The 27,000-nt window shown below is 62.4% G+C and carries 20 protein-coding genes and 1 tRNA gene; 5 read left to right on the forward strand and 16 right to left on the reverse strand.

Features of this window, described 5'->3' with window-relative positions:
• Positions 1-45 precede the first annotated feature (45 nt).
• The 3 genes from Q0Y42_RS01990 to Q0Y42_RS02000 form a co-directional block, all read right to left on the reverse strand.
• Entirely contained in the window at positions 46-4,419 is a 4,374-nt protein-coding gene (locus tag Q0Y42_RS01990; RefSeq protein ID WP_297799592.1) for a translocation/assembly module TamB domain-containing protein, read from the reverse strand.
• Positions 4,416-6,626 (reverse strand): BamA/TamA family outer membrane protein, encoded by a 2,211-nt coding sequence (locus Q0Y42_RS01995; protein WP_297799593.1) that lies wholly within the window; start codon positions 6,624-6,626, stop codon positions 4,416-4,418. Before Q0Y42_RS01995 ends, Q0Y42_RS01990 begins: the two co-directional genes overlap by 4 nt.
• Positions 6,627-6,735: 109 nt before the next feature.
• Positions 6,736-7,008: a hypothetical protein gene (locus Q0Y42_RS02000; protein WP_297799595.1), complete on the reverse strand. Its 273-nt coding sequence runs from the start codon at positions 7,006-7,008 to the stop codon at positions 6,736-6,738.
• 428 nt (positions 7,009-7,436) lie between these two features.
• On the opposite strand from Q0Y42_RS02000, the gene Q0Y42_RS02005 reads away from it, so the two are divergent.
• A tRNA-Lys gene (locus tag Q0Y42_RS02005) sits at positions 7,437-7,513 on the forward strand.
• Positions 7,514-7,635: 122 nt separating this feature from the next.
• On the forward strand, positions 7,636-8,193 hold the full coding sequence (locus Q0Y42_RS02010; RefSeq protein ID WP_297799597.1) for a hypothetical protein: 558 nt from the start codon (positions 7,636-7,638) through the stop codon (positions 8,191-8,193).
• 34 nt (positions 8,194-8,227) lie between these two features.
• On the opposite strand, the gene Q0Y42_RS02015 is transcribed toward Q0Y42_RS02010, so the two are convergent.
• The 7 genes from Q0Y42_RS02015 to Q0Y42_RS02045 all read right to left on the reverse strand — a co-directional run bounded on the left by Q0Y42_RS02015 (position 8,228) and on the right by Q0Y42_RS02045 (position 19,776).
• A complete protein-coding gene (locus tag Q0Y42_RS02015; RefSeq protein ID WP_297799599.1) occupies positions 8,228-10,042 on the reverse strand; it encodes a M14 family metallopeptidase in 1,815 nt (604 codons plus the stop codon).
• A 116-nt stretch (positions 10,043-10,158) separates the two neighbouring features.
• Positions 10,159-13,128: a TonB-dependent receptor gene (locus Q0Y42_RS02020; RefSeq protein ID WP_297799601.1), complete on the reverse strand. Its 2,970-nt coding sequence runs from the start codon at positions 13,126-13,128 to the stop codon at positions 10,159-10,161.
• A gap of 80 nt (positions 13,129-13,208) precedes the next feature.
• Positions 13,209-15,341, reverse strand: coding sequence for a M28 family peptidase (locus Q0Y42_RS02025; protein WP_297799603.1), 2,133 nt, complete (start codon positions 15,339-15,341; stop codon positions 13,209-13,211).
• 389 nt (positions 15,342-15,730) lie between these two features.
• Positions 15,731-16,843, reverse strand: coding sequence for a tRNA guanosine(34) transglycosylase Tgt (tgt, locus tag Q0Y42_RS02030; RefSeq protein ID WP_297799605.1), 1,113 nt, complete (start codon positions 16,841-16,843; stop codon positions 15,731-15,733).
• Between the two features lie 15 nt (positions 16,844-16,858).
• Positions 16,859-17,335 (reverse strand): hypothetical protein, encoded by a 477-nt coding sequence (locus Q0Y42_RS02035; protein WP_297799607.1) that lies wholly within the window; start codon positions 17,333-17,335, stop codon positions 16,859-16,861.
• 50 nt (positions 17,336-17,385) lie between these two features.
• On the reverse strand, positions 17,386-18,474 hold the full coding sequence (queA, locus tag Q0Y42_RS02040; protein ID WP_297799609.1) for a tRNA preQ1(34) S-adenosylmethionine ribosyltransferase-isomerase QueA: 1,089 nt from the start codon (positions 18,472-18,474) through the stop codon (positions 17,386-17,388).
• Between the two features lie 45 nt (positions 18,475-18,519).
• Positions 18,520-19,776: a D-amino acid dehydrogenase gene (locus Q0Y42_RS02045; RefSeq protein ID WP_297799611.1), complete on the reverse strand. Its 1,257-nt coding sequence runs from the start codon at positions 19,774-19,776 to the stop codon at positions 18,520-18,522.
• A gap of 144 nt (positions 19,777-19,920) precedes the next feature.
• Between Q0Y42_RS02045 and Q0Y42_RS02050 the strand changes: the two genes are divergently transcribed.
• From Q0Y42_RS02050 to Q0Y42_RS02060, 3 genes are all read left to right on the forward strand, one after another.
• Positions 19,921-20,367, forward strand: a complete 447-nt coding sequence (locus Q0Y42_RS02050) for an Lrp/AsnC family transcriptional regulator (RefSeq protein WP_297799614.1) — start codon at positions 19,921-19,923, stop codon at positions 20,365-20,367.
• Positions 20,368-20,438: 71 nt separating this feature from the next.
• A complete protein-coding gene (locus Q0Y42_RS02055; RefSeq protein WP_297799617.1) occupies positions 20,439-22,109 on the forward strand; it encodes a lysine--tRNA ligase in 1,671 nt (556 codons plus the stop codon).
• A gap of 149 nt (positions 22,110-22,258) precedes the next feature.
• Complete coding sequence (locus Q0Y42_RS02060) at positions 22,259-22,732, forward strand: SH3 domain-containing protein (protein ID WP_297799619.1); 474 nt, start codon at positions 22,259-22,261, stop codon at positions 22,730-22,732.
• A 55-nt stretch (positions 22,733-22,787) separates the two neighbouring features.
• Here Q0Y42_RS02060 and Q0Y42_RS02065 read toward each other — a convergent pair whose 3' ends face one another.
• The 6 genes from Q0Y42_RS02065 to Q0Y42_RS02090 all read right to left on the reverse strand — a co-directional run bounded on the left by Q0Y42_RS02065 (position 22,788) and on the right by Q0Y42_RS02090 (position 26,999).
• Entirely contained in the window at positions 22,788-23,384 is a 597-nt protein-coding gene (locus tag Q0Y42_RS02065) for a helix-turn-helix transcriptional regulator (protein ID WP_366107911.1), read from the reverse strand.
• Positions 23,385-23,455: 71 nt separating this feature from the next.
• Complete coding sequence (locus Q0Y42_RS02070) at positions 23,456-23,911, reverse strand: hypothetical protein (RefSeq protein WP_297799626.1); 456 nt, start codon at positions 23,909-23,911, stop codon at positions 23,456-23,458.
• Positions 23,912-23,983: 72 nt separating this feature from the next.
• Positions 23,984-24,334: a hypothetical protein gene (locus tag Q0Y42_RS02075; RefSeq protein WP_297799630.1), complete on the reverse strand. Its 351-nt coding sequence runs from the start codon at positions 24,332-24,334 to the stop codon at positions 23,984-23,986.
• A 108-nt stretch (positions 24,335-24,442) separates the two neighbouring features.
• Positions 24,443-24,847: a PaaI family thioesterase gene (locus Q0Y42_RS02080; protein WP_297799632.1), complete on the reverse strand. Its 405-nt coding sequence runs from the start codon at positions 24,845-24,847 to the stop codon at positions 24,443-24,445.
• Position 24,848: 1 nt separating this feature from the next.
• Positions 24,849-25,310, reverse strand: a complete 462-nt coding sequence (locus Q0Y42_RS02085) for a PaaI family thioesterase (protein ID WP_297799634.1) — start codon at positions 25,308-25,310, stop codon at positions 24,849-24,851.
• Positions 25,311-25,388: 78 nt separating this feature from the next.
• Positions 25,389-26,999: a response regulator gene (locus Q0Y42_RS02090; RefSeq protein ID WP_297799637.1), complete on the reverse strand. Its 1,611-nt coding sequence runs from the start codon at positions 26,997-26,999 to the stop codon at positions 25,389-25,391.
• Position 27,000 lies beyond the last annotated feature (1 nt).

The raw sequence follows: 27,000 nt of genomic DNA on the forward strand, positions 1-27,000 counted from the left end.
TGAAATAGAAAAAGAAAAGGCCGGACATTGCGTCCGGCCTTTTTGCTATCGGCTGGTCTTTCGCCAGCGGACGGAGATGATGGCATTGCCATCGCCCGTGACGCGAGAGCTGACGGCCACATTGCGGCGGACCTGCCATTCCACATTCACCGCCGGACCGTCTTCGCCGCCGCTGAGGACTTCGAGGAAGACGTTCTCGCTGATGCGGCGACCGCCCGAGACCATCAGGTTCGCCCCGTCGCCGCTGAACGACAGGCTGTCGAGGCCGGCCAGTTCACGCAGCTGGCCAAGGACGTCAAAGCCGCCGCCGCCCGCCAGAGAGGCCACGCTGGACGCCAGCTGAGCGGCTTCCAGAGCCGACAGCTGGGTGACAGAGCGACCGAACAGGACGCGGGCGAGGATTTCATCCTGCGGCAGTTCAGGCTCGGAGCTGAGCGCGATGCGCGGGCTGGCTGCCGTGCCCGTGACATTGATGATGGCCGTGATGTCCGCATCCTCACGCGTGGCGCGCAGGTTCAGACGGATACGGCTGGGATCGGTGTCCAGGGTGACGCGGCCAGCGGGATCGAAGACAAAGCGTTTGCCGCCGAACTCGTACGTGCCGCGGATCACCTCGGCCTGACCGGTCAGGGTGGGGTTGGTCAGGCGACCTGTGACCTTGGCATTGGTTTCCAGTTGCAGGTCTAGACCACGGCCCTTCACGCGAATGTCTTCGGTGCTCAGCGTCACATCCAGCAGGATCGGCACATCGGCTGGGTTACGACCACGACGCGGCGTATTTGCCTCGGCTGCAGGACGCGGCGCGGTGGCAGCGGACGCATTGCGCGGCGGACCCAAGCGGGCAGGGCGGTTGTACTCGGTCACGTTCATGCGCGTGATGCCAGTGCTGGCCGGGAAGTTCGGCTCGAGAACCGCTTCATCGATGTTCAGCGTACCGACCAATCGGGCTGCACGGCCATCATGGGTCGCGTTCAGTTGCCCGGAGGCGACGATGTTCACTTCCCTTGTCTTCACGACACGGAAATTGTCGATCTTGAGCGCCAGATTACCCGTTGAACCCGATCCCGTGCGCAGTTCGCGGATACAGGCAGGAGCGGGGGTTGAGCCTGACGGTTGCATGGCGATAAAGTCGGCATTGAACCGTACGTAGCCAGCAGCACAAACCGTACCGCTACCGCTGTCGTTAGCGGTAAGCCAGTGAACAGCCACTCCATCCTGAGAGACGTAGGATTCAAGCTGGATGTTGCGAAGTTCGGAGCCAGTGCCCTTGTCCAGGAAGGTACCGTCGGTCAGCGTGATGGGGCCGCCGATCGTCGGTTTGGCGGGCGTCCCACCGAGAGCGAGCTCGGCGTCGACCCGACCCGTCACGATACGGTCGATACCGTCGTAAACGTTCCAGAGCGGCGCGATATTGCCATTGAGTTTGACTTTACCACCAAGCTGGCCCGCCTGATTGACGCCCAGTTTGAATGGGGACGCCTGATTGATCACGGGCACAGACACATTGGCTTCCAGCGGGACGTCGTTGCCGACCTTGCCGACCACAGCAAGGGTAAGGGTGTCAGCCACCAGCGTCGGCCTGATGGAACCGGAGATGGCTGCATCGTTGCCGCCACGCTGCCTGACGTCGGCGACGTCGAGGCTGTTCTCGCCAACGGTCGCGAAATTGCGGCCGTTGAGGTCTGCGAAGCCCAGTTTGCCCGACATAGTCCCCAGAAGATCGGGGTTGAGGACGGCCATCGGCACGTTGTTCAGGTCGAGGCGAAGGTTGTGGTTACGTCCGCCCAGCGCGGCTTCCTCAGTGTTCAGCTCGATCGCTGCCGTACCGGATGCCGAACGCCCGCGTGACAAAGTCAGCAGGGAGCTGGCGGCCAGCTTGCCGTTCGTTAGCTGCAACCAGTCTTTCGCGCCGAAGGCGGCGGTTATGCCGCGCGTGGTGACGCTGCCCACAGGGGCGAGGCGGTGGGTATCGCCGTCTCGGCTGTATCGGGTGCCGTTGCCTGCCACCGCAATGGGGGATGCCCCGCCGGTGCGTAGCGACAGGGTGTCGAAGGTGAGGGCATTCAGGCTGCCATTGGCCTTGATGTCGACCCGCTCGATCGGCATGTCCACGCCGACCAGCCGCAGATTGGCACCCTGAATATTGATATTGCCCGTGCCGCCCGCGGCGGAATCCGTCAGCTTGATCGTGCCGTTGGCCCAGCCACTGCGGACAAAGGCACCCGGCCGGACGGTAAAGCCCAGATCTGCGGTCGAGGGGACAAGGTTGGACAGGGCCACATTACCCGCAACGCGAATGCCACCGGCGTTCACGCTGACGTTGGTCAGGTTGATGCCCTTGCCCGCAAAGGCGAAATGGCTGCGGGCATAGGCGGCTTGGTTGCCAAGGTTGCCGCGCAGATTGACCATACCGTCCGCGCCATTATCCAGCTTGGCGAAGCGCAGGCCGAGCGTGGCATTGTTGACGGCGACCTCGCCCAGTTTGATCTGGCGGAACTGGGCGGTCAGGTCTGCGATGGGGTGGTTCAGGCTGCCGGTAATGGCGCCGGTGCCGTCCATGTTTTCCGGAATCTCGATGGGACCGATGCCGAACGGGCCGTTGGCCTTCCAGTCGAGATTTAGAGCAAGGTTTCCGCCCTTGATCTGGCCCTTGGCCGAGACGTCGGCCTGATCGCCCTTAAGGCGACCCTCGGTGATGGAGATCACGCCTTGGTTCAGCAGACCCACGAGCTTCAGCGACGGGCGCTGTCCCAACAGGCGGTCCACTTCGGCCTGTCCTGTCCGCAATCCTGCGCCGCGACCGTCCAGTGAAAGCGCCCACGGGGCACGGGCACGGTCAGAGCGGGCAGAGATACGGCCGCTGAAACGGCCCGAAGCACCGGCGTGCAGCTTGGAAATATCCTTGAGGTCGATATCGCCCGCAAAGCTCATACCGCCCAACAGGTTACGGCTGCCGGAGCCCTTGAGGCGCGCCGCCTGACCCTGCAGATCGACATTGCGCAGCAGGATGGCCCCATCCTTCAAACGCGAAATGGTGGCTTCGAGAACGGGGGAAGCTCCCAGCAACCCGCCCAGCATGCCGTCGTGGGACGCGCCCTGCGCTTGCAAGCGACCGCTTAGGGTATAGTCGCCCTTCTTGCCTTCAAGATTCAGCGGACCGGAGAGGCGGGCCATGCGGTATTCGGCCAGTTCGGCATTGTTCAGGGCAATATTGCCCTTGAGGTCGAAGTCGGTCGCCGTACCGTTGAACACACCCTCGTAGCTGGCCGCATCGGCCACGCGTGTGCCCGCAAGGCGTGACACTGACTGGGTGTGCACTTCCAGTTTCAGGTTCTCAGCAGAGAACCCGTCCTTGGTGGTGACGATACCATCGGCGCTGGACTGGACATTGTCTGACAGCAGACGCCAGCCGATGTGCTGGACGCCCTCGCGGGCCTTGTCGGGAACGGCGGCAAAGCCGACACGCGCGGTGCGGCCTACGCGATCGACGAACGGCGCCAACAGGTCGGAGCCGGAGAAGTCCATATAGCCGGACAGCCGCGATCCCGCGTCCGAGAACCGACCACGCACGTACAGGGGCGTAAACTCGCCGGTACGCATGGTGACATTGGCCTGACGTCCATCGACAATAGCCACAGCCGAGAACGGCTTGTCCGGCGAATAACCCAGCGCACCGGCCAGCGGGCCGCCCTGCGCCTCATTGGCTTGCAGGTTCAGGCGCAGGTCTTCGGGTTTGTCGCCGATGCTGGCGGCCAGCTTCAGGAAGTCGCCGGGGCGGTTCAGGCTCTGCGCGTCGACATTGACCTTCTTGGCCCCATTACGCGGGATGTTGGCATCACCGCTCAGCCGCCAGCGACCATACTCCTTGGAGAAATCCTCCATGAGTTCGATATCGGTGGCGAATTTATCGATCTCGACGCTGATCGGCATCGGGCCGCCCGGTTCGGTCGGCGGCTCGACGACAGGGCGGCGGATGACGCGGATGTTCTTGGCGGAAATCTCGTCCGCGTGGAATTTGCGGAACAGCAGCGGCCAATAGGACCAGTCGACGCGAACATCATTGGCCTCCAGCCAGACGCCGTCGATATCGGTCACCGTTACCTTGGAAATGGTGAAATCGTCGAATAGGTCGCCCTTGACCCCCTCGACATTGATCGCCCCGTAGCGCCCGATCTTCTTGCCCGCGATGAAGCTGGTCACCAGCGCGCGGCCGGAATCGGACAGGAGGTAGTAACGCCCCCCGACCAGAGCCACCACGCCCAGACCGATGATCGACCCGATGCCGATGCCGGCCACCATGGCGGTGGTGCGCAGCAGGGATCGCTTGCGGCGCGCCTTTTTCTTGCGTTCCGCAGGCGTGGTTTCGACGGCGTCGTCGTTGTGGGTTTCAGGCTCGGGCGGTGTAGGGGTCTCGGTCAAAACGACTGGCCGATGCTGATGTAGAGTTGGAAGTCGCCGTCACCTTCGCGCTTATTCAGCGGGAAGGCCACATCGGCGCGGATCGGGCCGAACGGCAGCTTGTATCGAACGCCCACGCCCGCGCCGTAACGCATGTTGCTGAGGTTCGGGGTTTCCTGAAAGCCGACAGCGCCGGCGTCGATAAAGCCCACCGCCTGCCAGTTGCGGCCAACATCGCGGCGCACCTCCAGAGAGGTTTCAAACAGGCTCATACCGCCGCGGGGGGTATTGTCGGGCAGGCGCGGGTTGATGCTCTGGAAGGAGTAGCCGCGCACCGAGCCGCCGCCGCCGGAATACATCAGGCGGGCCGATGGAATGATCAGCTCGTCACCACCGATGATGGAGCCGATCTTGACGCGGCCAGCCAGCACGGTCTGGTCATTCTCGCCAAAGCCGACATAGGCGCTGCCGTCTGCGACGCCGCGCAGGAAGAAGACGGTGTCCTCACCCGTCACCGCGGTGGGCTGCAGCGAAAGGCTGGCTCGCCAACCTTCCGTGGGATCGAGAGGATTGTTCGAGCGGTCGATACGGGCACTGGCGCGCAGGGTGGCGATCACCAGATCACGGTCGAAGTCGATGGCTTGTTGGGTAATCGGGTCATAGCGGACCTCGATATAGCGGCCCGCATCCAGACCCGCCCCGACCGAGAACCACATGTCCTTGCCACGACGCTGCGACACGTCGGCGTCAAAGCTAAGGGCCTGACGTTCATAGGCATCGGTGATCTCGTTGATGGCATAGCCGCTGAAGGAAATGGTGCGACCGCGCTTGCGGAAATGCGGGCGCGTCCATTCACCGCCGATGCGGCTGTCGATATCGGCAAGGCGCAGGCCGTAGCGCAGGGTATCGGCGCGACCAAAGCGGTTGAAGTGGGTGCGGAAGATATCCAGACCGATGCCGTCAGTGGTGGCATAGGACGCACCGGCTTCCAGCAGCTTGTGGTCGCGGTCCACCAGCGTCACCACGACATTGCGCAGGCCGGTCGGGTCTTCCTCGCGGGCGGTGCGGCGGTCCTGCAGGGTGACGGTCGCGGTATTGTAGACGCCCGTGTCCGTCAGGTCCTTTTCCAGCTCGGCCAGCAGGGCGGGATCATAGATTTCACCCTCATCCCACGTCACCAGTCGCTGGACCCACCACTGGTGGGTGCGGGTGGCCTCGCGTGGGCGAACCTCGGCGTCGTCGGTCGATGCTGCGGCAACGGTGGTCAGGTGCGGGTTTAACAGAATCCGCTCGTGCATACGCACCAACTGGCCCGGCACGATACGCAGTGTAGGGATCACCACATTGCCGGGGTGGTTGGCGTATTTCTGCGAAGGGTCGGGCAGGGCGGCTGTGACCTGTCCGGCGGCATCTACTTCGATCGGCGCGGTCGGGGCGATGTCGCTGACAAAGCCGTCGCGGATTTCCTGCTCAATCTGCTCCCTGATCTGTTCCGGCAGTTCGTCGGCGAGGGGGGCGTCATCGTCGCTGATGGTATCGACGTCCGATTCCGAAGCGGGGTGCACCACGTCGACTTGCCGATCCAGCGCACGAGCGTCGGCAAAGCCGTCATTACGCAGCGACGTCACCACGCGGCTCTCGGCGGCAATGATGTCAGCGGCCCGTCCGGGGGCCCCATCGGGCAGGTTCATGGCCTTGAAGGCGTTGTCCACAACGTCGCGATCCTCGCGGACAGGAACCGGCGATGCCTCGGATTCTTCGACCGGAGCGGTGCGCACGAGACCGTCTTCGGTCGCGGGCTCTTCAACGGCGACAGGGCGGAAACCGCGCGTGGCCCGCCACTCGATCGTCGGGTTTTCAATCGTGAAACGGGTGCCGGGCGTGATCACCAGATTGCGGTTGATCTGGACGGAGTCCTCGTCAGCAGCGTCTGCTGAGGAATCGACCTCGACCCAGCCGCCGTAATAGCCTTCGGACCGCAGCAGGTCCTCGGCCAGTTCAATCGCGCGCTCTACGCTGGCCCGCTGGCGCGAGGTGGTCGCCAGTTCACGCTCGGACGCTTCGCCAATGGCTTGGCGCAGGCGCGATTCCAGATCGTCCAGATCCTGACCGGGCGCAGCGCGAAGGGTGAAGGTCGCACGGGGAGTGGCCGCGAAGGACGGGGCAGCCATCGCGATGAGGGCGCAGGCAGCCACGCCAGAAAGAAAAATGCCCGAACGACCAGTCATTGCGACCTTTCGCACTAAAGCCTGCGATATCCGCATCGGGCGGCTGTCGCAGGTCATTCAACTCGATAACGAAACAGCGGCCGCCTCAACGGCGGCCGCGTTATTTCTATTAATAGAAGAGGGTCTCGCTCTCCGGCTGGACCGATTCTTCGGAAGTCTTTTCCGACGGCGGCAGGGCCTCGGTGGTCGGGGCGGGCTCGGCGGCCTTCTCTTCGACCTCGGCTACGACCGGAGCGGCCTGTTCGGTCGCATCAACAGCTTCGGCGTCCTCGACGGATTCGACGACCATGGCCTCGTCAGGCTCCTGCTGCGGGGCCTCGCAGCCAGAGACGGCCAAGGCAGCAACCATGGCCAATGCGAGCGTAGCAGGGAGATGGGACATGCGATTTTTCATGGGTTTAACTCTAGTGAACTTCCAACGCGGCGCGTGAACAGGGGGTTCCAATGCTAAGTGAGGCTCACGGCATGAATAGGCCATGAACCACTTGCCAATAGCCATTTCTCCCAAATGGTGCGGGAGTAAAGTCTGCTGATCGAAAGACTGAAATCCATATCATTGATTGACCGCAATCTATTGGAAATGCGGAGTATAACTGCGGTTTGTAAATCGTTGTATTGTGGCAATTACAGGCGTGAACATAGCCTTACCCACAGCCGGAACGCGGATTTTGCGGATTTCGCCAAAATTTTCGATGCCGCCTTCAACTTGGGCTTGACCTCAGTGAAGGAATCCAACAGAAACCGCCCTCACACAAACCGATCTACAAACCGCTCGCGGAGTTGATCGTTAAGTGTTAGAAATCGCAGTGTGCGCCCCTAGCTCAGTTGGTTAGAGCATCTGACTTTTAATCAGAGGGTCCTCGGTTCGAGCCCGAGGGGGCGTACCACTGTGGTTCACTTTCCCAGAAAATATGGTTTGCGTTGCCCCTCGGCTGATCACGAGCGGGTGTTTTTGCGTGTCTGAACCGAATGCTATGGAACGGCTCCGGTTGGAGGCGGTTAGAGTGGCATGAAAATCCAAACTCTCGTTCTCTCGATCGCTGCCAGTGCCTCGCTGGGGGCGTGCGCAACCTTTTCGCCGGATATGACTGCCGAAACGGCGTCAAAGGGGGCCGAACAGGTCTCGACCGGCCTGCCGTCGGCGCTCCAAGCCCCGTTGGAAGACCTGAACATTGTGCGTCAGGAAATCCCTGCGGTTCTGAATGAAGCGGTCGCTGCGCCCTATAGCGTGGCGGGCATGGGGCGCTGTGCCAGCATCGCCGCCGAGATCGCCCGTCTGGACGAGGCGCTGGGGCCGGATCTGGATGCGGGACAGGGCGAGGAATCGACCAGCGATCAGGTGGCAGGTGTGGCCGCCGATGCCACGCTGGATGCCGTGCGCGACACGGTGACGGACTTCATTCCGGCCCGCTCATGGGTCCGCCGCCTGACCGGCGCGCACCAGCACAGTCAGGCCGTGCAGGCTGCCGTTCGCGCAGGCCTGCAACGCCGGTCGTTCCTGAAGGGTATCGGCCAGCAAAAGAATTGCGCCCCGCCTGCCGCGCCCGCAGGCTTACGCCGCCGCTAAGAAAAACGGGGAGCCGATTGGCTCCCCGTTCTGGTTATTGAGGTGCGGTATCGACCCGCAGGACCGGATACAAACGAGTATCCGGATTGTAGAACGAGTGGTTGCGGATGAAATAGTCGATGCGCGCACGCGGATCGCGGGCGAACTCCGGTTCCCGCGCCAGCTTCAGGGCAAAGGCTTCGGCCACTGCCGGATCGCGCAGTTGCTCCAGAGCGATGTCCTCGGCCACATAGGCTTCCATATAGTTGCCGTTCTGGAAGGCGAGGTTGAACTCGCCCCATTGCAGCAGGGAATCCGGTGCGGTTGGCTCGAACAAGGCCCCGACCAGACGCGCACCCGGCTGTCCTGCGGGGACATAGAGCGATCCGGCAGGCAGATCGCGGGTTTCCGGCTTCCACGATCCGGTGGTCCGCAGGCGCTGACGGCCTTCACCCGGCACGGGCGCGTAGTTCAGCGTCTCCGCACGATAGGCCTCGGTGGCAAAGCCGGTACGCGGGGCTTGCAGGCGGGTGTAGCTGATGGCGTGCAGGTCCAGCAGGGCTGCGACCTGATCGGCAAAGGCCGGTGCGACTACATAACCGCCTTGGGGCAGGGTAGCGGTCAGATCGGGGACCATCTTTTCGCGCAGCGGCACGCGCCAGATCTGCGGCGTGTTCTCGTCATAGCGGATCAGCAGATTGCCCGTCACCGCCGAGGGCGTGCGGGTATAGGCATAGCCGCGGAAATCGATCATCCGCGCCTCTTCGGTCGCCTTCCAGCTCAGCACGACCTCGTCACCGGCCATGCGGCTGGCGCGCTGGTCGGCGGCCTTGGCTTCGCGCAGCCAGTTCTGGCCGTGCTGCGCCGTTTCTTCGACCAGATCGACGATGAAGTTGCGCGTGATGTTCACGCGGACCGGATAGGTCTTCCACGAATGGGTTTCGAGCAGGATGGTGAAGCGGTTGCGCAGCACCGAATAGCCGGTCGAATAGCGCGGCTCGTACACATTATAGACGAAGCCCGAGGTCGGGTCGTCGCGGCGGGCCAGCGTCGGATAGAAGGGCAGGGGCAGCGAGCCCTGTGCCGACAGACGGTCGATCAGCGCGGTCTGCAGACGGCGGCCTTGGGCGGCGAGAGCCGGGTCGCCGGCAACCAGCGGTTCCAGCTGCACCGAGACGTCATGCTCGAACTGCGCGCCGTTGGTGACGTGCAGGTCGGTATAGACGATCGGGTCCCATTCATTGATCAGGCGCAACATGGCGCGGGTTTCGGGCGCGTCGGCCTTCACATAGTCGCGGTTCAGATTGTAGTTCTGGCCGGTGGCGCGAACGCCCATTTCGACGGGGCCGCGCTGGTTCGGGCGGTTCCACGCGCCAAACCGCTCGTGGCCGTCGACGTTGTAGATCGGCACAAAGACAACGACCTGTTTTTCCAGAGCGCCCGTGGCGGCCTCACCGTCCAGCATCTGGCGCAGGGCCAGATAGCCAGCGTCCTTGCCGTCGATCTCGCCCGCGTGGATGCCGCCCTGAACCAGAATGACCGGAATGTTGCGGGCCTTGGCTTCCTCAGCCGTCAGAACACCCGTGCGGGAAACGACCAGAGCCTGCATGGCGCGGCCCTCGGCACTGGTGCCAAAGGTGATGGCGCGCACCGCATCGGGATAGGCCTGCTCGAACGCCGCGTTCAGGCGGGCGATCTCCTCATAGCGGCCGGTACGCTCAAAGCCCGACTGTTCGGACACGGTGACCAGCGCCGGGTTAACGGCCTGTGCCGACGCGTGCGACAGCGACGGTATGATGGTGAGCGCAATCGCCAGCGCGCTGCCGGTGGCAAGCCAACGCTTGGCGGCATGGTTTTTAATGGATTTCATCCCGGTCATCCCTCGGGCCGAACTGGCCGACCCCTCCAAAATTACAAAAAATCGCCCATCCCTTACCTATAGCGGGGCTATGGCAGGGATGGGCGACTTCTATCGTTCAGCCGTTCTTAGAAGGTGGCCTTGATGCCAACCTTGAAGTAGCGGCCGATGACGCCCGATTGGGCCCAGGCGGTCTGGTACTGGTAACCGCCATAGGTTGCCGTATCGAGCGGCGCATCATTCCCGAACAGGTTCATGATGGTGCCATAGATCTGATAGGTATCGTTGATCTGATACTTGGCGTTCAGGTCCATCTTCACGAAGGCGTCGGTCTTGCAGAGGATCGGCGTGACACCGTCGGCATAGGTACCGTTGACCGAAGCGACGCTGCGACCGTTTTCATCGACGCACTTGCCGATGGTGTCGCCATAGTCTTCAGCCTGCAGGTTATAGCCGGCGGTGTAGTAGATGGTGCCGGTCAGAGCCAGCTTGCCGTACTCGATCGAGTTCTGCCAGTTGCCGCGCCACGACGGGGTGCCGAGGCAGCCGCCGACGTTACACGGACCGACCGAGTCCGCGTAGCTTTGCACCAGAACCGTGCCGTCCGGTTGCGGGAAGGTCTGGTCGAAGCGGTCGATGTAGGTGGCCGACAGGTTGCTGGTCCAGCGGATGCCGTTGGCGAAATCGAAGCGGATGTTCGCAGCGAAGTCGAACCCTTCGGTCTCCAGACGGTTCAGGTTCTGGTACGGCGACAGGATGAAGCCCGGCAGCGGCAGCAGGTCAGGCTTGTTCGGGTTCGGTGTGCCCGGAATGACCGTATAGCCTTGCGGGATCGGCTGGCCCGAGAAGTAGGCTTCCAGAGCCGGAACCGAGTCACCGCCGGCAATCACGTCGTTCTTGTTGATGCGGAAGTGGTCGACGCTCAGCGTCAGCCAGTGGGTCGGGGTGAACACGACGCCAAGGTTGATGCTGTCCGAGGTTTCCGGCTTCAGGTCCGGATTACCCACGGTGGTCAGGCCCAGCGAGTAGTTCTGGCCATAGCCGTCATAGCCGTGCAGGGCGAGGAAGCTGGCCGGAGCCGAGCGACCTGCGTAGCCGGTCACCTGCGAGTTGCCTTCTGCGATACTCGGAATGCGGAAGCCTTCGGAGTAGGTGGCACGGAAGGCAATGGCTTCGTGCGGCTGATAGCGGACGCCGACCTTGGGCGAGAAGGCGCTTTGGCCGGTCGAATAGCTGTCGTAACGGCCCGAGATGTTCAGCTCGACGTGCTTGTGAACCGGAGCATCGATTTCGAAATAGCCGGCGGTGACGCTGCGATCACCCTTCGAGTAGAAGGAGTTGATGCCCAGCCAGCCTTCGGTCGGGCCGTCGGTGAAGGGGTTGGCCGACGGGTTGTCGATGCTCTCCCAACGCCACGACACGCCAGCACCGATAGCCAGAGGACCGCCCGGCAGTTCCCACAGGGCGCGCGAGACGCTGGCTTCAGCCTGAACGATTTCCGAGACCGAGGTCTGGACGTTGTCCGGCGACAGGTAGTTGCGGACTTCCTGCGAGTTCTGCGTCTGGTCGATGAAGTTGTACGAACCGTCCGCAATCACATCCAGCAGGTGCTGGATATAGATCGAGCCACGACGGGTGTAGTCGAGGGTCGAGCGCCCGGCCGTGAAGTTGAGGTTGTAGTCCCAGGTGTCGTTGATCGAACCGGTCAGACCTGCGGCGAAACGGATGTTCTCGTTCAGCAGGGTGCTGGTGTTCGGGATGTCATAGGTCGACGCAAGGATGCGGGCGACCTGACCTTGGGCCGCAAACGGGTTTTGCGGGTTCAGGCTGCCGTCCTTCAGATAGACCGGCAGGGTCAGGGCGGTACCGATATAGCGTTCCACGCCAACGGCCGGCGGGGCGCTCAGAGCGATCTGGTTCGGGTTGCCAACGCGGTTGGTTTCGTTGCGGTAGTAGTTCGCCGCGATATAGCCTTCTGCGCCGCTCTGGAACGACTTGGTCAGGCGGCCCGAGAAGCTCAGACGCTCGTTTTCCGGCTGGATGGTGCGGTAGTGTTTGACCAGGTCGACCTGACACAGGGTGGTGCCCGGAGCGACGTTGGTGATGCCACCCTTGGCCAGTTCTTCAGCCGAATAGGTATAGGGCGTTGACGGTGACGGGCAGCTCGAAGCCAGAAGCTGCCACGGGCCTTGAGCCGTGGTGTTGGTCTCGTCATACGGGCGGACGATGGCACCGATCTGGGTCGCGGTGGAAACGCCGCGGAAGGCACCGTTGGCCTGAACGCCGTTGATGATGCTGTTCGTGCGATAGACGATATTGCCGTTGGCATCATAGCCGAAGGTACGGCTCAGATCGGCGGTGTTGTAGGGGTAACCGCGGTCGCGGTTCCAGATCATATCGTCCTTTTCGTACTCGGCACTGGCGTAGAAGTTCCAGCCGTCCTTGTGCAGGTCGCCGGTACCCCACAGCAGCGAGACGCTGGGCGAGTTGCCGTCACCGTATTCCGAGATGCCGTACTCGGCCTTGGCGGTGAAGCCTTGGTAGTTCTTGCGGGTGATGATGTTGATCACGCCGGCGATAGCGTCGGCACCGTAGGTCGACGATGCGCCGTCCTGCAGAACTTCCATGCGCTCGATGGTCGAGCTGGGGATGGAGTTCAGGTCAACGAAGTTACGCTGGCCATCGTCAGCCAGAGGATAGAACGGACCACGCAGGCCGTCGATCAGAACCAGCGTCGAGTTCACCAGAAGGCCACGCAGCGAGGCACCCGATGCACCGGCAGCGAATGCGCCGCTGAAGGTGTCGGGCAGGGCGCCCGCGTTGTTACCGGCGAGGGTTTGCAGCGCCTCGGACACGGTGGTGACGCCGCGGCGCTCCAGATCCTCTGCGGCCAGAACGGTCAGCGGCGAGGTGGAGTTGGCGTTGCTGCGACGGATGATCGAGCCGGTAACGACGATTTCGTCGACGGTGGTCGCTTCTTCAGGCGATGCGTCTTGCGCCATGGCAGGAGCGCCGGACAGCAGCAGGGTGCCGCCGATGATCGTGCCCAGCATCAGCCGCGCGCGCCCGCGCGGCAACACATTGGATAAAGCCTTCATGAGTGAACTTTCTTGGAACGGAGAGGAACGCTCTGAAACGGGCCGCCGCCGGTGGAACCAGCGACGGCCCGCACAGTCACTTATCGGCGCGGGGTCAGCTTAACCCCGCCGATCTTTTCGGCTGCCTTCAGGTAATCCAGCAGGTCCTGGGTCGGCAGCGGATCGAACTGGCCAGCCAGGAAGTCCCGGATCTCGAGCACCGTCTTGCCTTGCGACAGGAGGGTGGTCAGCTCGGCGGCCATATGCTGCGGCAGCTTCTCATAGCCGGCGATGACTGCGGCGCGGTCAGCTTCCGGAATGCTGGCGAACAGGACGTCATTGCGGCCACGGCGACCGAACATCTGGCCACCCGGAACGCGCGAGGCGACCAGATTTGCGGCTTCGCGGTCTGCTGCCGTCGGGGTGTAGGCCACGGCGCGGACGCCAAGCTGGCTGGCACGCAGACGATAGAAGGCCGTGACCTCGTCCTGCAGGACCTTGGCGCGCTGGTCGATCAGATTGGTGAACTCGCGCAGGCGCGGTGCGGCGGCAGTCGGATTGTTGAACAGGACGTTCGTCGAGGTGATGACGGCCTTTTCGATAGCCTGCTGGTGCGTGACCGCATTGGCGGCCTCACGGTAGGCTTCCAGCAGCTCGGCACCCGTCTTGGCGTCGGCCAGATAGCCGAGGCCCTTGCGCTGGTTGAAGCCCAGACGCTCTACACCGCGAGCCAGCGATTCCGCCATGACGCGGGCGGCACCTTCATCGTCTGCCGAGGCGAGAACGCTCATGGCGCTGACGCCCGCGACGACGGCGCGACGCATCATGGTCGGGTCCAGCTTGTCGGGCGTGTCTGCCGACGAGTGGTACCAGGGGTCAGGCCAGGTCGCGAAGATGAGCGCCGGAATGCCGCGGTTCAGGTAGATGGAGTGGTCGCTCGACCCATAGTGTTTCGAGGTCGCGAAATAGAAGGGATCGCGGCTGCCGTTATGCGACAGAACCGGCAGGGTGAACTGATAGCCGTTGTCGCGGAAACGGACGCGCTCGGTGTTCACGGCAGCCAGCCACTCGCCGACGCTCTGGCCGACGTCGTTCAGATAGGTCGGGAAGGTGTCCGGCGTGCGGTACAGCACCCACTGGGCACCGCCAGCGGTCAGGCCGATGCCTTCCATGTCGAAGTTCATATCGGCGATGACCTTGCCCTCGATCTCGGGGTGGGCATCCAGCCAGGCCATGGTGCCGCTGATTTCCGGCACCCACAGGAAGTGCACGTCGCGACGCGGACGCGGCAGCTTGCCTTGCTCGATCAGGGCCGCATAGGTGCGCGCCATCTCGAGGATGGTGGCGCTGCCCGACGAGTTATCGTTGGCACCCTGTTTGATGTAGCCCTCGTGCAGGTGGGCCGAATAGATGATGGCTTGATCGGTGCTGCCGTCGCCACGGATCACGGCGTGGACGGTCTCGATTTCGCCCGGCAGATCCTCGGCTTCAATGACGGAGCGGATGGTGACCGTCTCGCCACGGCCGATCTTGGTGCTGAGCTCGCGCCCGACGGTGGCGGAGACTACCCAGGCGAAGCCGGCGGACTGGCCTGCCGGCGGCTTGGCAATGCTGGACTCCATGATGAAGTCCGGATTTTCGATACGCAGCACATTGGCGCTGATCACGCCCAGCGCGCCACGTTCAAGCACGGCCAGACGCTGGAGGGTGCTGGGGTTTGCCGTACCCAGAACGACCTTGCCGCGCAGGTCCAGACCTTCGTAGTCTTCGGGTCTGCCGCCGACGCCGACGTCGATCACTTCTGCGACGACCTCGCCGGACTCGCTGTTGGGCGCGACCGAGATGATGACGTCGTTGATGTCATAGAGCTTGCGCGGGCGGTCGCCCTGCAGCCACAGCTCGCCCTTGATCGGACGCCACGATCCGCGCGGGGTGGGGAAGGATTCGATGGTGACGTCCGACAGGCCGTATTCGCGAGCAAGGCGCGCGACCGTCAGGTTTTCACGGAAGTTGGACTCATACTCCTCACGCGGGCGCATGCGGGGGAAGGGGGCACCCTCAAGGACGGTGTGCAGGGCGCGGTCGCCCGAGGCTTCGTTGATGATGGCGTGCAGCTCATCCCACGACAGAAGCGTGCGATCTTCGCGCTCTTGGGCCTGCAATGAAACTGCTGTGGATGCCGATAAGGCTACGGCAATGGCCAAGGCCGAAACGGCCTTTCCGAACTTACTCATCAGACACTGTGTCCTGCGTGTTAGGCCGTGAGAACGGCACCCCCAAAATGCGTGCGTAATGTTACGCGCCGCAATTCAGCCTAACTTCGGTCACAAAAGGTCGTCTATTTAGAATAACTAAATAAAAAACAACTATTTCTATAGCAATGTTATTTATGTGCAGTGCAGCAATTTGGTAAACTTGGCCGCATTGCAGATGGCGGATGGAATATATATCCCATAGTGCGCGTAAAATATCCGGCTAATGGATATATACATCCTGAGCGTGTGCTTCGTAAGCCGGAATAACGGTGATTCGTTGCGGCTCTTGATGGCACTTTTGCTAAAAATTCAGGCTCAGGTTTCGGGCAGCAAAAAGGGGAGGATTGCGCTCCCCTTGGCTATGCCTATCAGGCCTTCAGATGTCGGGCCCGGAAGTCCCTGCGGAACTGTTCGAACTCGCCCTTTTCGATGGCGTCGCGCATGGCGGCGGTCAGGGCCTGGAAGAAGGCGATGTTGTGCCAGCTCAGCAGGATCTTGCCGAGGATTTCGTCGGCGCGGATCAGGTGGTGCAGATAGGCACGGCTATAGTCCTGTGAGGCGGGGCAGGGGACCATCGGGTCCAGCGAGCTTTCATCCTCGGCGAACTTGGCGTTCTTGATGTTGATCGGGCCGTCCCACGTCCATGCCTGACCATGACGGCCAGCGCGGGTCGGCAGCACGCAGTCAAACATATCGACGCCGCGATAGACGGCCTCGACCAGATCGATCGGCTTGCCCACGCCCATCAGATAGCGGGGGCGGTCTTTCGGCAGGAATTCCGGCGCGTAGTCGAGGACTTCGCACATGGCCTCGTGGCCTTCACCGACGGCGAGGCCGCCGATGGCATAGCCGTCAAAGCCGATTTCCTGCAGGCGCTCGGAGCTTTCCTTGCGCAGGTTCTCATAGGTCGAGCCCTGCTGGATGCCGAACAGGGCTTGGGTGTCGCGCGTACCGAATGCGTTCTTGGAACGCACAGCCCAGCGGGCCGACAATTCCATACCCTTGCGGGCGCGCTTTTCATCGGCGGGATAGGCGACGCATTCGTCCAGCTGCATGACGATGTCGGAGCCGAGGCGGTCAGCCTGAATCTGGATCGAGCGTTCCGGCGTCAGAACGTGCTTGGAGCCGTCGATATGGCTGGAAAAGGTCACAGCCTCTTCGGTCAGCTTGGAAATGCCCGACAGGGACATGACTTGAAAGCCGCCCGAGTCCGTCAGGATCGGCTTATCCCAGCGCATGAATTTATGCAGCCCGCCCAGACGCTCCATACGCTCCGGTCCCGGGCGCAGCATCAGGTGATAGGTGTTGCCCAGCAGGATATCGGCACCCGTCTGTTTCACCTGATCGACCGTCAGCGCCTTCACCGTGGCTGCGGTGCCGACGGGCATGAAGGCGGGCGTGCGGATATCACCGCGTGCGGTTTTCAGGACGCCGGTACGGGCGCGGCCATCGGTGGCCTTGATATCAAACGGAAAAGGCAAAGTGTTCTTACGCGGTTAGAGCAGGCGCTGAAGCTGTTCGGCGCGTTGCAGGTCCTTGGGGCGGCCAAACAGTTTGCAGGTCTCAATCTGCTCGGCGACGGAGGGGATATAGATGCGTCCGCCGTCAACCGCCACAGGGATACGACTATTGAAGGTCAACATGATCCAATCGCCACCGTTGCGGACCTCCATCTCGGCCATGACCTCGACCGGAACCGGCGTGGTCAGGATTTGACCGAACACACGCGAACGGAACATGCCTTCACCGGGGTCGGGGCTGACTTCGCCATACAGGCTCTCGATCAGGGTCTTGGCATCGCGCGGGCTGCACAACACGTCCACATCCGGCACATGCCATTCCGTCAGGCCGCTCAGCGCCATCGCAGCACCGCCGAACACCCACCACGGATCGCGCAGTTCACTGGCCGCCGAGGCCAGAATGTCGAGCGCGGCAGAGAGGTCTTCGGGCAGGTCATCGTAGTGCGTAGGCATAGCCTTCCTATAAGCTGCTCCGGCCCCGGAAGAAAACGCTGTAATCGAAACTATTCAGCCCTGAACAGCAGGCTGCCGTCACCATAGGAATAAAAGCGGTACTCGTTCTCGATGGCGTGCTTATAGGCCGCGTGCATCGTCTCGAACCCTGCGAAGGCGCTGACCAGCATGAACAGGGTCGATTTCGGCAGGTGGAAATTGGTCATCAGCACATCGACGGCGCGGAACTTATAGCCCGGCGTGATGAAGATGGCGGTGTCGTCGTGGAACGGGCGGATGACGCCGTCCTCACCCGTTGCGCTTTCCAGCAGTCGTAGAGACGTGGTGCCGACGCAGACGATGCGGCCACCCTTGGCATGGACTTCGTTCAAGGCGTTGGCGGTTTCCTCGGACACTGTGCCCCATTCGGAGTGCATCTTGTGGTCCTTGGTGTCGTCGGCCTTCACGGGCAGGAAGGTGCCCGCGCCGACGTGCAGCGTCACGGCGTGGGTGGAGACACCACGCGCCTTGAGAGCGGCCAGTAGTTCGGGCGTGAAATGCAGGCCCGCCGTCGGGGCTGCGACCGAGCCGTCATGCTGGGCATAGACGGTCTGATAGTCCTTTTGGTCCTGATCGTCCTCGGGGCGCTTGGCCGCGATATAGGGCGGCAGGGGCATGACGCCGACATTGCGGATGGCGTCGTCCAGAGCCGGTCCGGCCAGATCGAACTTCAGGGTCACAAGGCCATCGTCGCCCTTGGCCTCGATGGTGGCGTCGACGCTTCCCATCTCGCAGGCGCGGTCGGTGTCCGTGCCGAAACGTACGCGGTCGCCGACCTTCAGCCGCTTGCCCGGCTTCATGAAGGCGGACCAGACGTCGGGGGCATCGCGGTGGTGCAGGGTGGCCTCGACCTCGACCTTCAGGATTTCGCCTTCGGGACCGACGCGCTCGCGGACGCCGCTCATGCGGGCAGGGATGACGCGGGTGTCGTTGAACACCAGAGCGTCGCCCGGCTGCAGCAGGTCCGGCAGGTCGCGGACGATGCGGTCCTCCAGCGTGCCGTCCTTGACGACGAGGAAGCGCGCGCTGTCACGCGGGGATACGGGCCGCAGGGCAATGCGGTCCTCGGGCAGGTCGAAATCGAAGTCGGAAGTTTTCACAGGGCGGGGTGAACACCTGACCGCGCGGGCGGTCAAGTGCTGCCTTTATCGACCGTAGCGCGACAGGCCCAGATCGTGGGTGTCGATGGCGGGGGCCTTGCCCGAAATCATGTCGGCAATCACTGCGGCCGAACCGCACGACATGGTCCAGCCCAGGGTGCCGTGGCCGGTGTTCAACCAGAGATTGCTGTACTTGGTCGGGCCGACAATCGGCGTGCCGTCGGGCGTGTTGGGGCGCAGGCCACACCAGAACTCTGCCGTTTCCAGATCGCCTGCCCCGGGGAAGAGGCTGCCGACCGAATAGTTCAGCGTGGCGCGGCGCTTGGGCGACAGGTCTTTGTTGAAGCCGTTCAACTCGGCCATGCCGCCCACGCGGATACGGGTGCCCAGACGGGTGATGGCGACCTTGTAGCTTTCGTCCATCACGGTCGAGACGGGGGCGCGGGTCTCATCGACGATGTTGGCGGTGATGGAATAGCCCTTCACCGGATAGACCGGCAGTTTCAGGTCCAGCGCCCTGACCATCGGTGGCGACCACGAGCCGAGCGCCAGCACATAGGCATCGGCTTCCAGCGCATCCTTGTCCGTCAGGACGGTGGCGATCCGGTCGCCTTCATGGTGGATGGCCTTGATGGTCTCGTTCCAGCGGAAGGTGACGCCCGCCGCCTCGGCCATTTTAGCAAGGGTCTGGGTGAACATGCGGCAATCGCCCGTCTCGTCCCCCGGCAGGCGCAATGCACCGACATAGGGCACGTCCGAGAAGGCCAGACCCGGCTCTGCACGGCGGCAGCCCTCGGGGTCCAGCAGTTCATACGGCACGCCCTCGGATTGCAGGACCGAGACGTCTTTGTGCGCGTCCTTCAACTGTTTTTCGGTGCGGAACAGTTGCAGCGTGCCTTGCTGGCGGCCGTCGTACTGGATGCCTGTTTTCTGGCGCAGTTGGTCCAGCTCGTCGCGGGCGTATTCAGCCAGACGCACCATCCGGCCCTTGTTCACCGCATAGCGGGCAGGGGTGCAGTTACGCAGCATCTGCAGCGTCCAGCGGATCATGGCCGGATCAAAACGGGTGTGCAGGATCAAGGGCGCATGGCGCATCAACAGCCATTTCACCGCCTTGGTCGGGATGTTCGGCGCGGCCCACGGTGCGGAATAGCCCGGCGAAATCTGGCCCGCATTGGCATAGCTGGTTTCCAGCGCAGGGCCGGACAGGCGATCCACGACCGTCACCTCGTGTCCGGCCTGATTGAGGTACCACGCCGTCGTGGTGCCAATGACGCCTGCCCCTAGAACCAGAACACGCATGGTATCGCTCGCGCTGTACGGCCAAGTCGGCCTGACGCAGGGAAAGCTACGCGCAGATAAGTGACGTTTCCTGCCTTATTGCGCAATGTTCAGTGAATATGAGATGCTCAACGCAATAATCTTCAAACTTGACGGTTGATAATTGTGCTGGCTCTGGACGAAGTTGACCGCCGTATAATCCAAAAGCTGCGTGTCGATGGCCGTATCAGCAATGCCGATCTTGCTGATTCTGTTGGGCTTTCCGCCTCGGCCTGCCTGCGTCGTGTGCGCCAGTTGGAGCAGCGCGGTGTCATCCGTGGCTATACCGCTCTGCTGGGTGCGGACGAGGAGGAGGGACTTGTAGCCTTTGTCCAGATTTCGCTGGAAAAACAGACGGATGAATATATGCGCCGCTTCGAGGAGGCGGTGCGCCACTATCCTGAAATCCGCGACTGTTACCTGATGGCGGGAGCGTCCGACTATGTGGTGCGGGCGGTGGCACCGACGATGGCGGCCTATGAGGTGCTGCACAAGGATGTGCTGTCGCGCCTGCCCGGCGTGTCGCGCATCCACTCCAGTCTGGCCATCCGCAATGTGCTCAAAGCGCGATAGACCTGCAAAAACCGCCGCTATGGCGATAAGTCGTCGTTGACCCCGCGCGTGCGAGGCGGCAAACCCGCCCGATGCTACAGAACCTTGAAACCCTGTCCCGTGAGGCCCGTTCGTGGCCGTTTGAGCAAGCCCGCAACCTGTTGGCGCACGTGCTCAAAAAACGGCTGTCGGATGCCGACCGTGCTGTCGCGCAGTCCCTGATCGATGCTGGCAAGGCGGACGAGGCTCTGAAACAGTTCGAGGGTCTGGCCCGTCCGGTCATCCTCGAGACCGGATATGGCCCGTCGGGCTTGCCGCACATGGGCACCTTCGGCGAAGTCGCCCGCACCACCATGGTCCGCAACGCCTTCCGCGCCCTGACCGGAGATCACTGGGAAACCAAGCTGATCGCCTTCTCGGATGACATGGACGGCCTGCGCAAGGTGCCGGAAGGCATCCCGAATCCGGAAATGCTGCGCGAAGACCTGCACAAGCCGCTGACGGCGGTGCGTGACCCGTTCGGCACCCACGACAGCTTTGCCGCGCATAACAACGCCCGTCTGCGCGCCTTCCTCGACAGCTTCGGCTTCGATTACGAGTTCATGTCCTCGACCGCGACCTACAAGTCGGGTCGTTTCGACGAAACCCTGCTGCTGATGCTCGAGCGTTTCGATGCGGTGATGAACATCATCCTGCCGACGCTGGGCGAAGAGCGCCGCGCGACCTATTCGCCGTTCCTGCCGGTCAGCCCGATCACCGGCCACGTGCTGCAAGTCCCGACCCTCGAGCGCAACCTCGAGAAGGGCACCATCGTGTTCGACGACCCCGCGGGCCGTCGCACCGAGGTTCCGGTCACTGGTGGCCACGTCAAGCTGCAGTGGAAGCCGGACTGGGCCATGCGCTGGACCGCGCTGGACGTGGACTATGAGATGGCCGGCAAGGACCTGATCGAGTCCGTGCGTGAAAGCTCCAAGATCTGCCGCGTTCTGGATGGCGCGCCGCCGGTCGGCTTCAACTACGAACTGTTCCTCGATATCGAGGGCAAGAAGATTTCCAAGTCGAAGGGCAATGGCCTGACGATGGAAGAGTGGCTGCGTTACGGCCCGCCGGAATCGCTGAGCTGGTACATGTTCCAGTCGCCCAAGTCGGCCAAGAGCCTGCACTTCGGCGTGATCCCGCGCGCGACCGACGACTGGATGTCCTTCGTCGAGCAGTACAAGACGCAGGAGCCGAAGAAGCAGATCGACAATGCGGTCTGGTCGATCCACGGCGGCAACCCGCCGGAGACGACCTCGCCGGTCAGCTTCTCGCTGATGATGAACCTTGTCGCGGTGGCCAATGCCTCGAGCAAGGCGCAGCTGTGGGCCTATTTTGCCAAATACTTGCCGGATGCCACGCCGGAAAACGAGCCGCTGCTCGACCGTCTGATGGACTATGCGCTGAACTACTATGAGGACTTCGTGAAGCCCACGAAGGTCTATCGCGCACCGACCGAGATGGAGCAGAAGGCGCTTCTGGACCTCGCAGGTCGTCTGAAGGCCCTGCCGCAGGACACCACGGATGGCGAAGTCATCCAGAACGAAGTCTATGCCGTCGGCAAGGAACACGGCTTTGACCCGCTGCGCGCGTGGTTCGCCGCCCTCTACGAAGTGCTGCTGGGTGCATCGCAAGGCCCGCGCTTTGGTTCGTTTGCGGCCATTTATGGCCTGCCGCAAACCATCGAACTGATCGAAAAGGGTGCCAAGGGCGAACTGGCTGCCTGATTAACAACCCATTGAAATAAAAGGGCCGCTTCCAGCCGGAGGCGGCCTTTTTTGTAAGATGAACGTAAAATGACCGCTCCTGTCGGGGAGCCTTCAGGCGCGATGGCGCATTATTCCTGTCTCGACCAACTCGAACACAGGAGAGAGCCATGTCGAAGATTTTTAAGGCCGGACTGGCCACCGCTTCGCTGATCGCCGCGCTCGGTACGGTTTCGCTGCCGATGACCGCCAATGCACAGGCCAATGGCATCACCAACTGTGACGCGCCGGGTGGCCGCCAGCAGGCGGGTGCCGCAATCGGTGCCGTACTGGGTGGTCTGGCCGGCAGTCAGGTATCGCGTAATGAACGGGCACTGGGTGCCGTGATCGGCGCAGGTGCCGGTGCCGCCGCGGGTTCTTACATCGGTTGTAACCAGCAGCGCGCCCGTGCGGGCCAGCAGGCTGGTGGCGATATGTATCGCTCGACGTCGAACCTGCGCATCCGCTCGGGTCCGGGTACGGGCTATAGCCAGGTCGGCAGCCTGTCGGCGGGTCAGCCCTTCACTGCGGTGGCGTCTGAAGGCGAGTGGATCCAGATCGCTGGCGGGGGCTGGGTGAATGCCCGCTATGTCAGCAACTACTGATAACAGCCGCTAGGTTGAGTGAAGCGGGCCGTCCTGAAAGGGGGCGGCCCGTTTTCTATTGGCTGACCCAGACGATACGGGCCATCCATTGAATATCCGCGCGTGCGATCACACGGGGCGGATAGGCCGGATTGACGGACACAAGCTCAACCGACGCCGATGTCACGCGGCCCAAGCCTTTGGCGAGGGTTTCGCCCTGAACGGTGCGAAGCGCGACGCGGTCACCCACGCGCACGCGGGTGTCGGTCAGATCGACAATGACCTTGTCGCCCGCACGATACAGCGGCTCCATGGAATCCCCGTCGATCTCCAGCGCGATCAGGCCGTCGCCCCCCATGGGCAGGCTGATACGGTCCCAGCCCTCGGCGACAGGAAGCCCGCTGTCGTCGAAGAAGCCTTCCTTGCCCGCCTTCGCCAGTCCCAGAAGGGGCAGGGTGGTTTCGGCCGTGTCATCGGCCAGAATGGCGAATTCGCCCAGAGTGACGTGGGAGCTTTCCAGAACGCGCATGACGCTTTCGGTCGAGGGCCAGCGCGGGCGCGGCGGCGTTCCCGGTCCATAGCGTTTGGAGGGGTTGAAACTGGTCGGGTCCAATCCCGCCCGTCGTGCCAAGCCCGATGGCGAGAGGCCTTCGCGTTTGGCGAGGGCGTCCAAACCTCTCCATATCTTGGCGTGGGTTAGCGGCATGTGAGCTTCCTGGGGGAAGCTCAGGCTAGGTTAATGCGTTAGGAATATCTACCTAGATCATCGCGCGCCGAGGCGAATACCGACCGTTCCTGCCAGGCCGCGACCGTTCCCACACACATGGATACGATGATGCCGAGGGAAGAGACGTTCACTATGGTGAAATAAGCCGAGATCGGCGGCGCGAACTCGATGAGGTAAAGAAACTGGAGCGTTGCAACCAATAGCTGAAAGGCGGTTGCCCAAACGAGCCAGTTGTGTGGGGCTTTCCAGACCAGCGCTGCAAAAATCGTCAGAAGGGTGACATCGAGCGCCAGAACCAATCCTGACTCGAGCACGGTACCAGCCAGCGTAAATCGGACGAACGTCGAGAAAAGCCACGCGAGCAAATAGGCGGTGGCTGCGACCCGTTCCTGTCGTCCGCCTAAGGTTAGGGCGAGCGTACAACCAAGTAGCATGGATACGGCACCGATCCAGCCAATCACAGTGTTGAACAAAACTAACCCCCATCGAGCAAGTCGATGGGGGTAGATAGAACGCAATTACCTAACAAACGGTGCCTTACCGCATTAGACGGCGCGGAGCATCGCTTCCTTGCGCGGGCGCATCGGGGTGTCGTCCCATTCCAGCGGCTTGTCAGCCGGACCGGCGGCGTAGACGCCCCAGCCCATACGGCGGTGGTCGCGCTGCATTTCAGCGTGGCATTCCACGATGGCTTCGCGGGCGGCCGAGAGAGCGGCGAGGGTGGCGAGGGCCTTGGTCTGCGAGGCCGAGCCTGCAACCGGCGAGATTCCCAGGTTCGAACGGCCGGCGATCATCGCCTGAACCATCGATGCAGCGTGGGCGATAGCGGCATCAACCGATTGTTCCGTGGCGTACAGCTCGGACGAGATGCTGGTGACGACTTCGGTGCGGTCCATAATGAGTTCCCCATAAAACGCCGGTTTGGCGAATTATGTTTAACTACGGTTAAGCTTATTCGTAAAGGGTTTGTTAATAGTTTATTAACCTATTTTTAAATCCAAGCCTTAATCCCCTGTAGAATCATCAAGTTGGAAATGGGCGGTCAGGGTTGCGATCGGCTTGTCCAGGCTTTCCTGCCACGCCTCGGCGGTCACATAGGCCACCTTCTTGCCGGCTTTTCGGATGTGGGCGCGGGCATAGACATCGGCCGCCTTGCCGACCCGCAGATAGGCCACGGACACATTGATCGGGCGCGGAAGTCGCAAGCGTGGAAAGGCGTGCGATACCTTTGCCACTGCCGTCAGCTCCAACAGAGCCGCTGTCGAGCCACCGTGCAGGGCAGGGATCAGCGGGTTGCCGATCAGATGGTCCGAGAACGGCATCACAACGGTGACCTCGTCACCGTACACCTCGGTGCGAAGGTTCAGGAAGCGGGCGTAGGGCAGGTGGTCTAGCAGGGGTGCGGTCATCTTAGCGGCCTCCTGCCGACGGATCGGCATCGCGCAGGGCGGGCTTGTGAATGATATAGGCCGCTTGGGACGCCGCGACGGGATTGTCCGGCGTTTCCTCGAACGCCCACGCCCGCACGAAGGCCATGGTTCGGTTCAGGCGATAGCATTCCGCCTCGGCCAACAGGTCTTTGCCGGGGGCGGCAGCGCGCATGTAGTCCACGCGCATGTCCAAGGTCGCAATCGACTGGAATTGATTGAGCGCCAGCCATACGGACATACCGCCCACATGATCCAACAGGGTCGAAACCAATCCACCGGAAAGGACGCCTGAATCCGGATCACCGATGAACTCGCTGCGATAGGGAACGCGCATGCGGATGCGCGGCGCGTCCACGCTTTCCAGCTTGAAGCCTAGCGAGTGGGTGTGGGCTGAACCGGACGCCAACTGGGGCAGTATGGCGAGGAGTTCCGGATTGGGCATGACAAGACCTTGTGTGCCAATATGTCTGAGGCACAACAGTGGTCACCCTTGGGGGTGATGTCCAGTAGAAACAGCCGTTTAGCTGTGGGTGCCGTCCAGCCTGTGATCTTCGGCCTGCACCGTTTCCTCGCGGCTCGAAAGAGCGCGCAGGATGGCCATGCGCAAGCGTTCGGGCTTGATCGGCTTTTCGACCACGCAGACCATGCCGGCATCCAGATAGCCCGCCACATCGTCCGGATCGGCATTGGCCGTCAGGGCGATGATCGGCGTAGTGGAACGGTCGTCGGGCAGGGCGCGGATGGCGCGCGTTGCCTGAACGCCGTCCAGACGCGGCATCTTGATGTCCATCAGGATCAGGTCGAAATTCCCGCCACGGACGGTGTCTACGGCTTCCTGACCGTCCTCGACGGTCTCAGAAGTGCAGCCGAACATTTCGCACAGGGCGCGCGCGACAACGCGGTTGGTCGCATTGTCGTCGGCGATCAGGACGTGCGGACGGCTGGACAGTTCCAGCCCTTCCAGACGGGCGACGGTCGTCTCTTCGGCCACCGGAGCGACAGTCCGCTCGACGCGCGTATCGAAGCCGTAGGTCGTGCCGCGACCATGGTTGCGCTCGGCAAAGATACGGCCGCCCATGCTGGTGACCAGATGCCACGACATGGAGGTGCCGATGTCGCCGGTTTGCCAGAAGGGACCAAAGCAGTTGGCCAGTTGGTCGTCATCTAGCGAAGCACCATCATCGCGGACGCGCACTTCCAGATCGACATCCTGATCGACGATCTTGGCCTTCAGGCTGAACTCGACCATGCCGTCGCGCGACCATTTGAGCGCATTGCCCAGAAGGGTGCCACAGGTGGTGAGGAAGCGGGCCTCGTCGATCTCGACGGTCAGCTCGGTGTCGCCCTCATAGCCGACCACCAACGAGACACCGGCGCTCTCGGCGCGGTCTTTCCATTCGGCGGCAAGCCGTTCGGTGATGCTGCGCAGCACCGTGGGCTGGCGGTTCAGCGAAAACTCGCCCGCTTCGGCATTGGCGAGGTCGCGCGCCATGCCCAGCAAGTTCTGACCTTCACGCGACGCCTGTTGGATGGCTTCGACGTGATCGTGATGTTCGGGGGCCAGATGCTGGCGTTCCAGCAGATTGGCAAAGGCATCGACCGTTTCGAGCGGCTGGCGCAGGGTCGTGACCAGCGTGTCGACAAAGCGTGTCTGGGCCTTGGCGACGGCCTTTTCATCGACGTGGCGGGCCTTCAGCTCGTCAATCTCGGCCTGCTGCTCGGCGATGCGCTCGGCCTGCTGGTTGTTGACGAAATGGAACAGGCGGATCGCGGTGCCGAGCCCCAGATATTGGCCGTTGTCGGTGACGATGAAGCTGCGCATCAGGGTGGATGCGCTGGATTTCAGGATCAGGTCGGAAAAGGCGGAGATACGGGTGTTGGCTTCAACCACGGGCGGATCACTGTCCATGATCCACGAAACAGGGCGGTTCGCGTAACGGCTGTTTCCGAGTGGTGATGCAAGTTTTAGGAGAAAGTCTTGGCGGTCGATAAGGCCGACAGGGCGTCCGTCGTGAACAACAGGCAGGGCCTGTATATCCGGGTGGGCCTGAAACCAATTGAACACATCCGGCACCGAGGCCGTCGAGCTAATTGGAGGCACACGTTCTGTGAGCGTCTCTACCGTCGGCATT

The organism is uncultured Brevundimonas sp. (assembly GCF_947305955.1).
GTDB lineage: Bacteria > Pseudomonadota > Alphaproteobacteria > Caulobacterales > Caulobacteraceae > Brevundimonas.